The organism is Phormidium yuhuli AB48 (genome assembly GCF_023983615.1).
Taxonomy (GTDB): domain Bacteria; phylum Cyanobacteriota; class Cyanobacteriia; order Cyanobacteriales; family Geitlerinemataceae; genus Sodalinema; species Sodalinema yuhuli.
On sequence record NZ_CP098611.1, the window covers coordinates 3,236,147 to 3,252,092 of the forward strand.

A 15,946-nucleotide genomic window follows, 5' to 3' on the forward strand; every position below is an offset into this window, starting at 1 on the left:
AAGGTGTATTGGGGGTGCTAAATTTGACTAACTGCTTTAATATTTCTACCTTGTAAGCAAGCTTTTGGAGTTTCGATTGATTATCAATCTAAAATGTTTAATTCTGTTCTGGTGTAAGAACTTACAAAGTTTCAACAGCTTATTAATATGTTTTTAGCAACAACAGCATCGAAAGAATTTTGGTCAAAAGAGGATAACCTTTTGTTTTTGGGTCCTTGGTGCTTGCATGATTATTTTCGTGCAGGACTAGATCTTGAAGATATTAATGGTATAATGATGCCAAGTCCATGGCTTGATAGGCATAGATTTTATGAGTTTGCCACAAAGGCTGATAGTTGTTATGAACTCTTGCTCATACGGGTAGTAGATTATTTAAATGAGATTCATGGAGTAAACTACAGTCAAAAATATTGGAGAACGTTGGTAGGTGGATGGTTATATCATTTTACCCATATAACCTTGGATCGCTACATTTGTTTAAGACATGCTTTTTCGAAGTATCCAGATTTACAGACGATCTTAGTAGATGGTGAAGGCTTCTCTCCCCCTTGGGATATCAATGACTTTATAGAAGCATCCTATGGTGATGCTTACAATCTCAAAATTTACTCCGACATTCTAAGAATTATTGGTTACAAATTCCCATCGAAGAAACTACAAACTGTAAGTACTCTGTTCTCATCTGACCAAAATAACGGGCTGTCAGACTTGAAATATGAATTTTCTTCATCCGAAGAATTCAGTAAGAATTCTCAATCTAGTGAAATTTTTCCTCATATCGCTTTTTGCGATTTCTGGTCTGATTCACTTATGCTTTCACAACTTTTAGAATCGACTCACCCATATAGCTCAATTTTAAATTTTAGCAATCTCCAGTTTTCTTTCCTTACTAAAAAAGTTGAGATTGATACAAAATACCGGTCTGGCTTATTTAATCTTGATTACTCAGGTGACTTGGGCTCAATTCTCCTAAATATGCTACCAATGTATTTCCCTAAAATATACTTAGAGGGGTATCAGTTGGCTAAACAAGAGGTCTTGAAAAGGTTCCCTAAAATACCGTCTACTTTAGTTACGATAACTTCTTGGCATACAACTGAGCCTTTTAAGTTTTTAGCTGCGGAGGCTACTGAGTTGGGTGGAAGGTTAGTCATTCATCAACATGGAGGCCTTTGTCATCGAAAAAGTTCCCCGGCAATATCGCATGAGTTAGAAATAGCTGATTCTTATTATAGTTGGGGCTGGACTGATAAAAAAAGTGGCAAATGTCGCCCACTAACCAACTTCAAAGTTACCACACTAATTAATGAACTTTCTCAAAAGAATGGATTAAAAAATAGTTTAGATGGCAAAGTGTTACTGGTTTCAAGTGAAATGCCACGATACTTGCTTCGCTTTGCTTCTGCCCCTGTAGGATGTCAAATTTTAGAGTCTTGGGAAGATATGGATTTGTTTTTATCAACAGTCAAAGATAAAGAAGAAATATTATGGCGACCTAAAACAGGTAACTTCTCTCTATATCCTCAAAAATTGGTAGCCCAAAAATTTCCAAAAATTCAGATAGAAAATCATGCAAGCTGCCCCTTACACAAAAGAATTTTAAAAAGTCGTCTGGTCGTAGTAGTTGGTTTTAGTACAGTTGCATTTGAGGCTCTAGCACTTAATATACCAACCCTGATTTTTACAAGGTCTACCCACTATGAGCTAGAGAGTAATGCAGAGTTTGACTTTAAAATGCTTCAAAATGCCGGTATTTTGTGGAATGATCCAATCTTGGCAGCAAGACATTTCAACAATATCTGCAAGGAACCATCTTTGTGGTGGGATAATTGGGAAGTGCAAAAGGTAAGAGATGAATTCACTTTTCAGTATGCTCGTACACATCAACTTTGGTTAAAAGACTGGACTAACGCCTTAAAGGAGGATTTCATTCTCAGTATCATCTCTACTAATAGCATGAAGATGGTTGACAAAAAATCAGTTACAAGTATTTACCAAAGTATCAAAAGTAATCCATATCTTCAAGATTCCTATAAAGACCTAGCATGTTTACTTTATAGAGAAGGTAAACCCAGAGAAGCTTATAAAGCCTATTCGTTAGGAGCAACTTTAAAATCTATTTAAGAATAATACTCAAAAAAGTCAGTCCTTCTGAGTCTGGCTTCTGAGCTTGGATTGGCAAACAAATAACGTCATACAGTTTCACAAGTTTAAAGAAAAGCTCAAGTACAATCAAGATATGTCCATGTATATAATTATGACCATCAATTTACAAGAATCCAAAAACTTTATTAACTTAGACTTTAGGATACGCCTAGTTTGAGATTGTATGTTGCTTTTTGTTTGTGTTTTATGCTACGATGGCAAATATTTGTAGAATCAGCGAAATCAAAAGGCGGTGATCAATCAATTTCCAAAGATATTTACTTTCAGGAATTCAAGAACGGCTGGTCATAGCTGTAAAAGGTTTTTCTGTTTTTTCATTCTTTACCGCACCGCTTTCTATTATTCGGCATAAATTTATTGCGAAAGATTACCACCCATGGATAGCAATTTAACCAACTTTTTCAAAAAGGACAAAGCATTAAATTTATATGTTTCCGAATCAAGTTCTATCAACTATTCGGATGGTGACATATCTGAAAACTACATTGAACAATCTATTGATAAATGTCGAAATATATCTAGCTTGTCTCCTGAACTAAATGGATGTATTCGAGATTGGTCTTCAGAATATCACTTTAGTCGTCGCCGGGCCAACTTACTTCGGTGTCTTGATGACCTTAATGGTAAAACCGTCTTAGAAATTGGAGCTGGCTGTGGAGCAATCACCCGATATCTTGGAGAATCGGGCTGTCATGTTATAGCAATTGAGGGAAGTTTTCGTCGGGCAAGAATTTGTGCCAAGCGATGTCGAGACCTAGATAACGTTAAGGTTGTTACAGCCAATTTTTTTGACTTACAGCTCCAACAGAAATTCAAAATCATCACTCTTATAGGAGTCCTTGAATATTCTGGAAAATACATTAATCATCCGTCACCATATCAGGCTGTATTAGACAAAGCCCGAGATTATTTAACTGATGATGGAATTCTTGTGATCGCTATTGAAAATAAACTGGGATTGAAATATTTTATGGGATGTTCAGAGGATCATACCGGAGTTCGTTTTGACGGGATTCAAGGATATCTCTCTGGCGTTCCAGTCCAAACTTTTGGAAAAGTGGAACTTCAATCCCTTCTCAAGCAATCTGGCTTTAAATCATCCTTATTTTTATGTCCTTATCCCGATTATAAAATTCCTTCTTCCGTCTTGAGATTTGATAACATAAATCCTAACGCTTTTCCTTTCCTATACTCTTGGATTAGTGACGAAGCCTTTCGAGATTATTCTACCAAAAATCCAAATTTCTTCAAACATAATTTTGCTGCCAAAGAACTTGAAAAAAATCGTATTTTAGAAGACTTGAGCAATTCATTTCTGGTTTTAGCTTCTCCTAACGCTTCTGCCATTGATTTCTTTATCGATTCTCGTTACTGTGCCTGGAAGTTCAATTCTGAAAGACGCTTGAACTTCGCTACCACTGTAAAACTGCGTGTCTCTGAAGCCGGATATCCTGAAGCCATCTCCCGAACATTACTTCAGTCGCAATCCTCAGGCTCAAATCTAACTTACAAAAATCTGACGCATTATGGGAATAGTGAGGAAGAATATTACCGAGGAGATACCTTATTAGAAATTTTGTATCGTGAATTTTGCCAGAGTTCTGGTCCTAGTTCACGATTTTGGAAGTTATTACAAAAATGGGTTGATTTTCTAACTGAACAAGCATTAAAACATGAAAGATCGACATTCATGCTTCCGGGTTCTTACGTTGACGCAATTCCTCAAAATTTCATACTGAAAGATGGTGAAATCATCCTTGTTGACGTTGAATGGTCTTATTTAGAGTTCTTACCTCTGGATTACATAATTTTTCGAGGAATTCAGAACTTTTACGGAAAATATAGTTCTACCATCATTCCGACACTGGATCTAAACCGTCCCGGCATCAAGAATCGATTTATCACTTTTTTGGAAATGTGCATGATACGCTTAGGTCGTTTAAAAGTGGGAGAGTCATACAACCAGAAAAATCTAAGCATATACTACGCATTAGAGAATGAGTTGCAGCTTTTGTCAGCTCCTAAAAATTAATCCGGCTATTAAAAAGGACTTAGATGATGAGACCCCAAGATTCTGATGTTGTTCATATTGTATCTCTTGCTGATGAAGCCTACTCTAAGTACTTATGTGTTACCTTTTTGTCTATTCTATACAACCTGGAATTGTCTAGCGAAGTAACCATAAAATTCTCTACTCTTGATTGTGGAATTACAGAAAAAAGCAAATTCTGTATTGAGTCTTGCTTGCAATCTATGTCCCCCACAAATTTGGAAATTAATTGGATTTCTCCTCCCGGTTTATATTTAGAAGAACGGTTTGGCTCACTCCCTAAACAACTCAACAAACTAGCAACCTATATTCGTATTGATGTGTGTAACTTAGTTGATGAAGAAGTAGGAAAAATTATTTTTTTGGATTCAGACACTCTCGTACTTGGCAACATTTTAGACCTTTGGAAAATCTCTTTGGAAAATCATCATACACTAGCTGCACGAGATTTAGGGTTTCCACGTTTTAAATATCGTCAATGGAAAGTCCACAAATTTCCAAGGGCTTTCCAACAACATCATCCCGAAACTCCATATTTCAATGCGGGTGTGATGGTAATTGATATTGGACAATGGAAACAGCACAATATTGCGCAAAAAGCATTCAAGGAAGCTGTTACAGCAGTCCAAGAGGATCCTTCTACATTAGAATGTTACGACCAAGATCCTTTGAATTTAGTCTGGAAAGGTCAAGTAAAAGAGATTGGATTAGAATGGAATGCTCAATCTTCGGTGTTTATGCCTAACGCTCGTATGGCACAAGAGCAGTTGGACACAAGATTAGCACAATATGCACCTAAAATACTTCATTATACAATGCCACATTGTAAGCCCTGGGTTAAAAATTGCGTGCATCCTCTGGCTGGCCCTTATTATCCTTACTTACAGAGGGTAGAACAGGATTTCGACAAGCAAAAATCAGTTGTAGTCTTGTGATCAATTATCACAGTGAACGTAATTAGTATCCTGTAATTTATTATCATGATATTACATCCAAGTTTTTAATACCATTTTTTAAAAGTCGTGCCATAGATAGCTGTAGGGGCGAACCCTTGTGGTCGCCCTCTCGGTGTCAGATGTCTGGCAGGCATATCGAAAAATGGTATAAATTGGGGTAGAGTGAGTGGTTCTCGTCATGCCTACCATTCTATTATGTGGAAAAACTATCCTAAAACCTGCTTAAACACACTGGGAGTAAGAGCCACCCATGGGAACCTGGACTTAACCTGAGTCGTCCGGCCCCGTGGTAGGATCTGCAACTGGATTCCCCTACACCCATCTGTGGGTGTTTTTGCGTGACCTAAATAATGGACTTTCCCCATTTAAGTCACATTATACTCACATAACACTGTCTATCCTTCTCGGCAATGCCTAACCCTCAGTTCCCCTCAGCCATGGCCATCTCCGAGCCACCACTGCCAACCTATGATTACCCATCTTTTAATGCCGCCGTCTTCTACCAGCCCATCGGCTACTTCCATCGACCCACGATTCTTTCCAAACAGGAAATTCTCTGCGGCAGCTTTTTTAAAAACACCTCGGCAAATGGTCGCATCAAGACCCTAAGCACCCCCAATAAAATTTATGATATTGCTCCCATCCTCTCCCAAATCCCGAGTCATCAATCCCCAGAACTACTCCTAGTTCGGACTGATGCGGCGGGACTCAATTTTCCCGTCAACTTAAAAGTCGCAAACTGCCCCAAAATCTTGCTCATTGGTGACACACACCACATGTACAAACCGTTACGGACGCTAATCGACTATGCCCATCATGAACCATTCGACATTATTATACTCGAACATGTATATCGCCATTTTCACTTTTTCAAAGAATCAGGCTTAAAAAATCTCTTTTGGTTACCCAATTTTAGTATTTATCCTCACATTAAAGCCCCCAAGCCAGAGCATACTCATCCCCTATCCTTCGTCGGTCAAGTCGGGAAATATCATCCCTACCGCCGCTATATGCTCCAACAAGTCATAGCCGCTGGCTTACCCCTGCAAATCTTTCAAACCTCGCAACCTAAAGCCGCAGAAATCTACGCCAACTCTCAAATCAACCTCAATGTTAGCTTGAATGATGATATCAACCTGAGAAACCTAGAAGTCCTGGCCAGTGGAGGATTCCTCTTAACTGATAACCTCCGACATCAATCCGGATTCCACCACTTATTCGAAGACGGTAAGCATCTGGTCACCTATCAAAATAAAGACGACTTAGAAGATAAAATAAAATACTTCCTCCACAACCCCGCAGCAGCCTTTGATATCGCCAAAGCCGGACATCAGTTATTCCTAGACAAACACCGTCCAGAACTCAAAGTCAAAGAACTCTTAAACTTCATCAATCAGCAAACACCCCATCCCATTTACCAGTATCCCATCGACCGCCGTTCCTCCTATCAACACCCCAAACAGCCATCCCAGCCAGCATACCGGCATCGCCTATCCATTCACGAGTATATCCAAGAGAAACATCGGGTCATTCCCAAAACCGTTGGAATTTTTGACCCAAACACTCCCCCCGAACTCATGGGTGACGCGGCTGATTTATCCCGGCTAACCCTGTACTGGCTTCAAGACATCGGTCACAGCCCCAACGAATCCCTCCTACAGTCCCGTCAAATCCTTGAAAACCGTGATGTACTCCAGTATATTCAGCCTATTGATGCCAAGCGCCTGACTCATGAACTGAACCAGTTAGAGCCAGGAACCTTTCGCTTTGCCGTCTTCAACATCGAGACCACACCTCTCCCCGAAATTCAGGAGCTATCTCGGCGCTTCCAACTCAACGCCTTCATCCTCGTCAAAAACGGATGTGAACGTCTCTCCCCCGACGAGCAAGCACAACTGCAACCCATCCTGCAAGCCCACTCCTTCAGCCAAGACTCCCAAGACCCCGTCGTTTACCGAACCCAACCGGCCTCTCAACCCATGCCCAGTCCCCAACAGCCCCAACCCCTCAGCCCCCAAGACCTCACCCAACTCTTCCAAACCTACCAACAGATCCCCAACGACCCCAACAGCCGCAACCAACTGCGCCAACTCCGCCGCCAGCTGACCCAACAGTGGCTCAACCTGCCCAACGACCAACTCGAAACCCACTTCAACGGTCAACTCGGGCAACTCCACAAAGCCCTCTGGCAAAGCGGCCTCAAAAACGAACCCCGCAGCCCCGAAGACCGCCAGACCATCGCCCAACTCAGCCAAACCCTCAGCCAAGGCCTACAAACCCCCGGCGCCCAGCAAGCCCTGCTCTGCGCCACCCTCTACGGCTACCCCCACCAATTCAACATCCAGTACCAAAACGCCCCCATCCCCAACTGGATGACCGAACTCTACCTCACCTACCTCTTCGAGTCTCCCCGCCTCTTCCAAGACCTGGGAGAAGTCAACCAATACCACCACTACTTCCACAACTGGACCCAGTACCTCCAGCAAAAACTGCAACAACAGCCCAACAGTCCCGCCAGCCAACTCCTGGCCAAAGCCTTCGCCAACCTCGCCAACCTCACCCCCCTCTGCTTCAGCGACCAAGACCAACGGGCCCTCCAACAAACCCGAGCCGCCATCCTAGAACAGTACCTGGACCAACAAGGCTGCCAACTCGACCATCACTTCCCCCCCCGTCCCGAGAATCGCCCCATCCGCTTCGGCATCCTCTGCCTCAACTACCTCCCCTCCGCCGAAACCTTCACCACCATCCCCGCCTTCGAACACCTCGACCGCCGCCAATTCCAAATCCACCTCTACGCCCTGCAACAAACCGGCCATCCCCACGAAGACTACTGTCGCCAACGGGCCGACCACTTCACCGTCCTCCCCGCCGACAACCTCAGCGCCATGGCCCAACGAGTGCGCCAAGACGACCTGGACGTCCTCCTCATCGGCACCAACATCACCGCCCGCTCCTACCCCCTCACCCTCCTCAGCCTCCATCGCCTCGCCCGCATCCAAAGCACCGGCCTCTCCGCCCCCACCACCACCGGGATGCGGAACCTCGACCTCTACATTGGCGGCTCCCTCACCGCCACCGACCCCAGCCAGTACAGCGAACGCCTCGTCACCATCGAGGGGTCCGGACTCTGCTTCCAATTCCCCCCCGACCACGACCAACCCAGCATCAACCTCAACCGCGCCGACTGGGGACTCCCCCCCGACACCACCGTCTTCATCTCCGGCGCCAACTTCCGCAAAATCAACCCCGAACTGCGGGACACCTGGGCCAAACTCCTAGCCCGCCTCCCCAACTCCATCCTCGTCCTCTACCCCTTCGGCCCCAACTGGGGGCGCCATCCCCAACTGGAGACCCCCTTCTTCCAACAGATGCAGCAGGCCCTCCAACGCCACAACGTCGACCCTCAGCGACTGCTGCTCATCAAAACCCTCCCCAACCGCGCCGACGTGCGCCTGGCCCTACAACAAGCGGACATCTATCTCGACTCCTTCCCCTACTCCGGCGCCGCCTCCGTCCTCGACCCCCTGCGAGTGGGACTGCCCATCGTCGCCCGAGAAGGGTCAGAACTGCGCTTCCGCCAATCCGCCGCCCTGCTGCGGGAACTGGGCCTGCCCGACCTCATCGCCCAAAGCGACGACCACTATCTCGACCTGGCCGTCCAACTCGCCCAAAATCCCCAATGGCGACAAGCCAAACAGCAACAACTCCAAACCGCCATGGCCCAAACCCCCCCCTTCCTAGACAGTCGCGCCTTCAGCCAGAAAATCGGCCAACTGCTGCAAGACCTCGTCCAAGGAGACCGCCCCCCCAGCAACGACGACCATCCCAGCAGCCAAGCCTTCATCAACCGCACCATCGGCTGTTGCAACATCTACTACATCGACCCCACAGAACAGCCCATCATCGAAGAATTGCGGCAACTGCGGCGGCAACTGGTCGACCACTGGCTCAGCCTCCCCAGCGACCAACTCCCACTAGCATACAACAGCGAAATTGGCAAGGCATTTAAAGCAATCTTAAAAAGTAACCTGCAACGGGAACCCCTGACCCCCGAGGAACAGCAGTATCGCCAACAATTAACGGAACAAGGCGCCGGACTAAAGCAACCCCAGGCCCTCAATGCCCTCATGGGGGCCATGCTCTACTACCCCGCCGACGAAATGAAAGTGCGGGATGCCCAAACCCGTCTCCCAGACTGGCTCTACCCCGACTACGCCGCCGTCTTCGAGACTGAGCCAACCTCCGACCCCGACCCCATCCCCGCCCCTCCAACCCCCCAACCCCCCATCATGGGAACCACTGCCCCTCCAGAATCCATCTCCTCAGCATTACTCCAGAATCTACAAGAAGTCCTCAACCAGTACCAGGCAGACCCCAGCAACCCCGACATCATCCTCAAACTGCGGAACCTGCGCCACCAACTGATTCTCACCCTAGCCAGTCAGCCCTTAGAGAGAATCGCCGTCGAGTACCAGGGTGAATTGGGTCGAGTCTACAAACAACTCCTACGCAGTGGTTTCCAGAAACAGCCCCTCGCCGACATCGAAGTGCAAACCCGCGACAAACTCTCAGAAGCCTGGAAAAACCGCCACCATCAGGAAGTCAACGCCATGATGGGGCTATTCCTCTACTTCCCCCCAGGAACCATGAAAATCCAGGACCCCAGCCGCCTCCCCGACTGGCTCTATGGCGACTATCAAGCGGTCTTTGAAGCGGCCCTCCCCGCCGACGGTGTTCCCAAACCCGTCTCCAGCGAGCAATTCCCGCCCCCCCAAGCCACCGCCACCCCCACCGTTCCCCTCCCGGACTATCCCGTCGCCAGTGCCAATTTCCTCAATCGCCTCTTGGGAACGGTAAATCTCTATCAAATCGACCCCAACGATGCCACCGTCATCAGCGAATTGCAGCAGATTCGCCGTCAGTTTGTCGACCACTGGCTCACCCTACCCCAAGGGGAGTTAGAGCGAATTTACTATGAAGACCTAGGACGAGGCTATCGGATTCTGCTCACCAGTGGCTTCCAGAAGCAGTCCCTAACCCCAGAGGAACAGGCCTATCGTCAGGAATTAACCCAGAAGGGGGCGGGGTTAACGGAACCCCAGTCCTTGAATGCCCTCATGGGGGCGATGTTGTACTATCCCACGGACCAATTACGAGTCCAGGACGCAGCAACGCGGCTTCCCGCCTGGTTATTGCCCGATTACGAAGCCGTCTTTGAGGGCAAAGTGCAGCAGCAGCCCTCAGTCCAGCCTCCCAGTCCTGAATTTGGGCAACAAGTGGCGACCTTGATAGAGCGGTTGCAGGCCAATCCCCAGGATGGAGCAGCGTTGCTATTATTACGCCAGGCGCGGCAGCAGTTATGTCAATACTGGCTCAGTTTACCAGCAGAGCAGTTGTCGGCAGCCTATGCCGGGCCCATGGGTGACGTGCAACGCCGTCTCATGACCTGTGGCTTACGAGGATTAGCACGAACCGCAGCGGAACAATCGTTATTTGAGCAGTTACGTGGAGAGTTATCCCAAGGGATGAATCGTCCCAAATCGCTGCAATGTTTCTTGGCAGCGATGTTGCTCTGTCCCTCGGACCAATTACGCCTAAGTAGCGCCCATGGATTACTGCCCAGTTGGTTAATTGGCGATTACGAGCGAGTCTTTTTGGTGAAGGGTTAGTCTGTGGGGGTTGAGAAACCGAGTGTCTTCGGAGACACCCGGTTTCTGGATTTTGGAGCTGAACAATTTGCTAAGATTGGCGTGATACTTGAGGTAATGGAATGAAAGTGTTTGAAGATACTCCAGTGGAGGAGATTAAAGGGAGTTTAAGACGAGCATTGCAGGAGGCAAGGTCAGGAAAACGAATCCCCTTGGAGCAGATGTGGGAGGAGATTGATACCGAATAATTCGGGGTGAATTTAACACCTGAATATCCTGAAAAACGCATTTTATAGCATTTTAAGAGAACGCCGGGGTTCCTAAGTGCTGTGTGGGGCGAGTCTGCGGGGGCTGAGAAACTCGGTGTCTTTGGAGACACCGGGTTTCTGGAAGGTGCGTTTAATGCGGAAATTTTGCCCCTCCCTCTTAGGAGTTGTTTTTATTCGCCTGGAAAGCCTCACGCTCGCTCATCTCCACATCAATCCGAATCGAATCAATCCCATCCCGAGCTGCCAGGGACAGCATCGAATCCAACTGCACCCACACTAAAATCGCCGTGGGAATGACCACAATCGCTCCCAGAGGATAGGCAAATAGGGGCGGAACATCAAACGTCGATAAACTGGTACAGACGCAAAGGGTGGCAAATAACGAAGTTAACAGATACGCCACCTTCAAATTTGCCGTCTTATAATGAATCTCCGAGGGATTTCCCTTCGCCTTCCATTGGGAAAATTGATATTCCAAAATATCTTTAAAAACAATGCCGCAGAGCACAGCAAAAATACAGCTAATGATAACAACCGTGTAACTCGGTAGGGCCGCTAGGCTGGAAAACATCATAGGGATTAGAAAATTATCAAGTTCTGACCCATTATAACACAAATCTTAACACAAATACGAGCTTTAACCCTTGACAAAAATGCGAAAGCCCTCCCCAAAACCGGGAGGGCCTTAGCAAAACCGTCATCGTCGCCCAGCCTAGGTGGCTAAAGCCACCTCCACCATCTGCTGAAGTTCGCCATTTTGATAGAGTTCAATGGCAATATCCGAGCCACCCACAAACTGACCATCCACATAGAGTTGAGGAATCGTCGGCCAGTTGGAATACTCCTTAATCCCTTGGCGAATCTCAAAATCCTCTAACACATCCACGGTTTCATAGGGAACCCCCAGACTATTGAGCATCTGGACCACATTATTGGAGAACCCGCACTGAGGCATTAATTTATTGCCCTTCATGAAAACCAGCACCTTATGCTGTTTTACCAGGTTGTCGATTCGTTGTTGAACTTCTGGAGTCATAATCGTATAACTGAATGATGGTCTTAAAAAAATCGTCAAACTCGGGGGAAAAATCCCTAACTGACCTGGCTCGCCGCTGCCCATTTCTCTGGGGTATAGGTTTTAAGGGCCAGAGCATGGATGGCTTCGGATGCCAATTCGCTGCGTAAGGCCCCATAGACCAACTGATGCTGTTGCACCAACGAGAGACCGTCAAACTTCGGCGACACCACCAAGGCTTCGAGATGATCTCCGCCCCCGGTGAGATCCCGAACCTGAACTTCAGCATCCCCGAGTTCAGTTCGGATAATGTCCGCGACGCGATCGAGGCTAACCATGCCTACTCCTTACAATTCTTTAGGAATTTTCAAACTTCTATAGAACATTCTAAAGGAATTGTCGTACCAGAAGCAGGATCGCCGCAGTTTTTTTAGCCCATCGCCCCAACGCCGTCCCTCAAAAGGCATGAATGGCATGGGTCACCACCCCCAACAGATAAAACTCCCGCTCCGAACTCAGAACCAAGGGCGCCTCCTGAGAATTATCCGAGAGCAAACAGAGGCGATCGCCCTGACTCTGGAGACGTCTCACCAGCAACTCCCCCTCCACCACCGCCATCACCAAATCCCCATCCTGGGGGTCCGGCAGGGTATCCACCACCAACAAATCCTGCTCCTGAATCCCCGCCACCCTCATCGACTCCCCCCGAGCCTGCACACAAAAACTCGAGTCCCGGTGAGGCGCCAGATACCCATTCAAATCCAGCTCCGGCCCCATCTCCTCATCGGCCAACTCCCCAGCCGCCAAAGCCCGAGAATACAGCGGTAAACCCGCCGCCCCCTCAGACTCCCGGCGCAACCGCTGCAAGTGTGGCACAATATCCTCCAACGGCGATCGCCCCCAAGTCGCCAACACCTCCGAGAGGTGTTCCGCCAAGCGAACCGGTAGGCGCACCGCCTTCGTCGGCTCCCCATATTTTCCCGTTCCCGGGGGACGACCTGCCCCCACCCGCCGACCTCCACGACCCATAACCTATTCCTTCAGGACTTACCCTGTCAGTACATTCATCCAAATTATAGGGGGCCTCTGTTCCCCTTGGCATCCCATCCCATCCCCATGACCCACTCCATCACCATCACCCTCAAACTCTTTGCCGCCTACCAAGAAGCCTATCAAACCGACGAACTCATCTGGCAGCTTCCCCCCAACAGCCCCATTTCCACCGTCCTAGACCGCTGTCTCCAAGAGCACCCCCACCTTGCCCCCTGGGGCGATCGCACCCGCTTTGGCCGTAACCTAGACTTCGTCGACCCCGACACCCCCCTCCAAGACGGCGACGAAGTCGTCCTCATCCCCCCCGTCAGCGGGGGCTAATCCCCACCTCCCCCAATACCATGACCCCAGTTGTTTTCACCGATCTCGACGGAACCCTTCTCAATAGCCATGACTATCGCTGTGACGAAGCCATCCCCACCCTCACCCTCCTCCAACACCAGAACATCCCCATCATTCCCGTCACCAGCAAAACACGAGCCGAAGTCGAACCCCTCCTCAAAGACCTACACCTACAAGGCCCCTTCATCGTCGAAAACGGCAGTGGCGTCTTCATCCATCCCGACGATGAACGCTTCGACCTCAGCGACACCCAGCCCCAGCAAGGCTATCGCCTCAAACAATTTGGCTGTTCCTACCCCCAAGCCCGCTCCGCCCTCAGCCAGCTCAGCCAACACCTAGACCTGACCCTACAAGGCTTCGGCGACCTGACCGTCCCCCAACTCACCGCCCTCACCGGCCTCGCCCCCCACGCCGCCCAACAGGCCCAAACCCGGGACTTCAGCGAACCCTTCATCACCCCTCGCGATCGCCCCCATCAAACCATCCAACAGGCCGTCAGCGACCTCGGATTTCGCATCGTCGTCGGCGATCGCTTCTCCCATCTCATCGGCCCCCAAGCCAGCAAAGGCACCGCCGTCCGCTGGCTCCTCCAACAGTTCCACCACAGCCCCCCTCCCCAACCCATCCTCGGTCTCGGCAACAGTCCCAACGACCTCGACCTGCTAGAAGCCGTCGAAGTCCCCATCATCATCCCCAACAACAAAGGACTCATTCACCCCGGCCTCCAACATCTCGACGCCCAAATTGCCCCCCACGCTGGCGCCCGAGGCTGGGCCGCTGCGATCGCCCCCTGGCTTGCCCCCTAACCCCCTACGACGACAACTCCCGAAAGCGATAGACCACCGCCCCCGTCGACACATCATTATCCACCTCCACATATCCCGTCTTCGCCAACTCCATCAACAACCGTTCCGCCTTATCAAACGATAACCCCGTCGCCATCACCGCCTGAGTCACCGTCAACTGACCCCCCTTGCGTTCAGCCTCCTTAAGCAACGTCATCACCTGCTCATCCTGGCTCGCAGGCGTCCACACCTGAGTCACCGACGTATGAGGCATCATCGGAACCCCAGAACTCGACACCCCCATACGAGCGCGAATCTCCTCCTCCCGCTCCTGAGCCATCTCAGGAATCAGGAACAAATCCACAAACCCCCCAATATCGCCAATCACCGGAATCATCCATAAAAACCCCGTAAAGATTTTGCCATTATAAAACCGGTGTAACCCCTTCAGAGGACGAAACCCAGACCCCAGCAAAAAAGCAACCAACCATAAAAAATAGCTCGTCCGAACTCGTGCCTCATAGGCCGGGGTAGACTCCACCTTAGACAGAGCACTCCCCGAGTCCCCCTCCTGAAACAGCGGACGACTCGGCCCAGGAGAATCAGTCGTCACCGACGCCACAGACGGAACCGCTCCTTCCGGTCGATATCTCGGGCGAGGATGATTGAGATCAGAAAGGATCGCCGCCGGAGAGCGATAGCGTCGGCCCGTAGCAGTTTCCACCATCTTGTCCAACACCTTAATCAAATGAGGATCAACACGTCGTCCCTGATCCAAATAATCTTGCCAACGCAACTTACCATCATTACTGTCATACAAATCAAAGGGAGAAATTCCCGTTAACAGATGAATACAGGTGACCCCCAGACTATAAATATCACTGGCAAACGTCCCCTTCCCCATCGCCTGTTCCGGCGCCGCATAGCCCGCCGAACCAATCCGAGTTCCCGTTAGAGCCAAATTTGCCGCCGTCGCCAACTTAGAAGCTCCGAAATCCACCAAATATAGCTGTCCATTCTGGCTGCGAATCAGGTTCGCCGGTTTAACATCCCGGTGAATCACCTTATGATCATGGACAAACTGGAGGACTGGCAGCAAATCCCGTAGCAATTGCCGAATCTCATCATCACTCAAACAGCCACTCATCTCCAGCTCTTCCTCCAGATTCGAGCCATTAATAAACTCCTGAATCAGATACTGGTGCTGATTCCATTGAAAATGGGCCAACAGATGGGGAATTTGGGGATGGCTTCCCAACTCATCCAGGCGGTTGGCTTCCTGCAGGAACAAGTCCGCCGCGCGATCGCGGTTTTGGGTTCCCTGTTCCCGAGGATTAAACTGTTTAATCACACAAGGAGGTTTCGAGGGTTTATACTCATCCACCCCCAAAAACGTACGACCAAACCCCCCAGTCCCAATCGCCCGCAGAGGACGATAGCGATCGCCCACCAAGAGCGGAGACCCGCAAGTGGCGCAAATTGAGGCATTGCGGCTATTTTGAGGTTGAGGACAATCCGGGTTAAGGCAAAACGTCATTGCTGGCACAGAAAACGTCAAAGAGGAGTGGTAAGCCGAGAGACCATTTCTAGGATGCGCGTTCGGGGCAGACTGCCCTTGACCCATTGTGACAAATTTCCCGCCTCCCTGTTTTGCACCCT

General features: G+C 48.9%; 12 protein-coding genes. 7 read left to right on the forward strand and 5 right to left on the reverse strand.

What is annotated here, in order from left to right; genetic code table 11:
- The first annotated feature begins 147 nt into the window (after positions 1 to 147).
- The 5 genes from NEA10_RS13850 to NEA10_RS20890 all read left to right on the forward strand — a co-directional run bounded on the left by NEA10_RS13850 (position 148) and on the right by NEA10_RS20890 (position 11,071).
- On the forward strand, positions 148 to 2,124 hold the full coding sequence (locus tag NEA10_RS13850) for an LIC12162 family transferase (RefSeq protein WP_252661328.1): 1,977 nt from the start codon (positions 148 to 150) through the stop codon (positions 2,122 to 2,124).
- Between the two features lie 418 nt (positions 2,125 to 2,542).
- Positions 2,543 to 4,198: a class I SAM-dependent methyltransferase gene (locus NEA10_RS13855; RefSeq protein WP_252661330.1), complete on the forward strand. Its 1,656-nt coding sequence runs from the start codon at positions 2,543 to 2,545 to the stop codon at positions 4,196 to 4,198.
- Between the two features lie 23 nt (positions 4,199 to 4,221).
- Complete coding sequence (locus tag NEA10_RS13860) at positions 4,222 to 5,151, forward strand: glycosyltransferase family 8 protein (protein WP_252661331.1); 930 nt, start codon at positions 4,222 to 4,224, stop codon at positions 5,149 to 5,151.
- A 431-nt stretch (positions 5,152 to 5,582) separates the two neighbouring features.
- Positions 5,583 to 10,844, forward strand: coding sequence for an O-linked N-acetylglucosamine transferase family protein (locus tag NEA10_RS21015; RefSeq protein WP_309494206.1), 5,262 nt, complete (start codon positions 5,583 to 5,585; stop codon positions 10,842 to 10,844).
- Positions 10,845 to 10,945: 101 nt separating this feature from the next.
- Positions 10,946 to 11,071 carry a hypothetical protein gene (locus tag NEA10_RS20890; protein WP_258719062.1) on the forward strand — a complete coding sequence of 42 codons (126 nt, stop codon included), beginning with the start codon at positions 10,946 to 10,948 and terminating at the stop codon, positions 11,069 to 11,071.
- 178 nt (positions 11,072 to 11,249) lie between these two features.
- Here the strand turns inward: NEA10_RS20890 and NEA10_RS13875 are convergent, their stop codons facing one another.
- From NEA10_RS13875 to NEA10_RS13890, 4 genes are all read right to left on the reverse strand, one after another.
- A complete protein-coding gene (locus NEA10_RS13875; RefSeq protein WP_252661334.1) occupies positions 11,250 to 11,666 on the reverse strand; it encodes a hypothetical protein in 417 nt (138 codons plus the stop codon).
- A 138-nt stretch (positions 11,667 to 11,804) separates the two neighbouring features.
- Complete coding sequence (gene grxD, locus NEA10_RS13880; RefSeq protein ID WP_252661335.1) at positions 11,805 to 12,128, reverse strand: Grx4 family monothiol glutaredoxin; 324 nt, start codon at positions 12,126 to 12,128, stop codon at positions 11,805 to 11,807.
- A gap of 56 nt (positions 12,129 to 12,184) precedes the next feature.
- Entirely contained in the window at positions 12,185 to 12,445 is a 261-nt protein-coding gene (locus NEA10_RS13885; RefSeq protein ID WP_252661337.1) for a BolA family protein, read from the reverse strand.
- 118 nt (positions 12,446 to 12,563) lie between these two features.
- On the reverse strand, positions 12,564 to 13,136 hold the full coding sequence (locus NEA10_RS13890; protein ID WP_252661339.1) for a LexA family protein: 573 nt from the start codon (positions 13,134 to 13,136) through the stop codon (positions 12,564 to 12,566).
- A gap of 87 nt (positions 13,137 to 13,223) precedes the next feature.
- Here NEA10_RS13890 and NEA10_RS13895 point away from each other — a divergent pair, with 87 nt between their 5' ends.
- Together NEA10_RS13895 and NEA10_RS13900 are read left to right on the forward strand one after the other, a co-directional pair.
- Entirely contained in the window at positions 13,224 to 13,481 is a 258-nt protein-coding gene (locus NEA10_RS13895) for a MoaD/ThiS family protein (RefSeq protein WP_252661341.1), read from the forward strand.
- A gap of 20 nt (positions 13,482 to 13,501) precedes the next feature.
- On the forward strand, positions 13,502 to 14,308 hold the full coding sequence (locus tag NEA10_RS13900; RefSeq protein ID WP_252661343.1) for an HAD-IIB family hydrolase: 807 nt from the start codon (positions 13,502 to 13,504) through the stop codon (positions 14,306 to 14,308).
- 4 nt (positions 14,309 to 14,312) lie between these two features.
- Here the strand turns inward: NEA10_RS13900 and NEA10_RS13905 are convergent, their stop codons facing one another.
- On the reverse strand, positions 14,313 to 15,824 hold the full coding sequence (locus tag NEA10_RS13905; protein WP_252661351.1) for a protein kinase domain-containing protein: 1,512 nt from the start codon (positions 15,822 to 15,824) through the stop codon (positions 14,313 to 14,315).
- Positions 15,825 to 15,946: the final 122 nt, after the last annotated feature.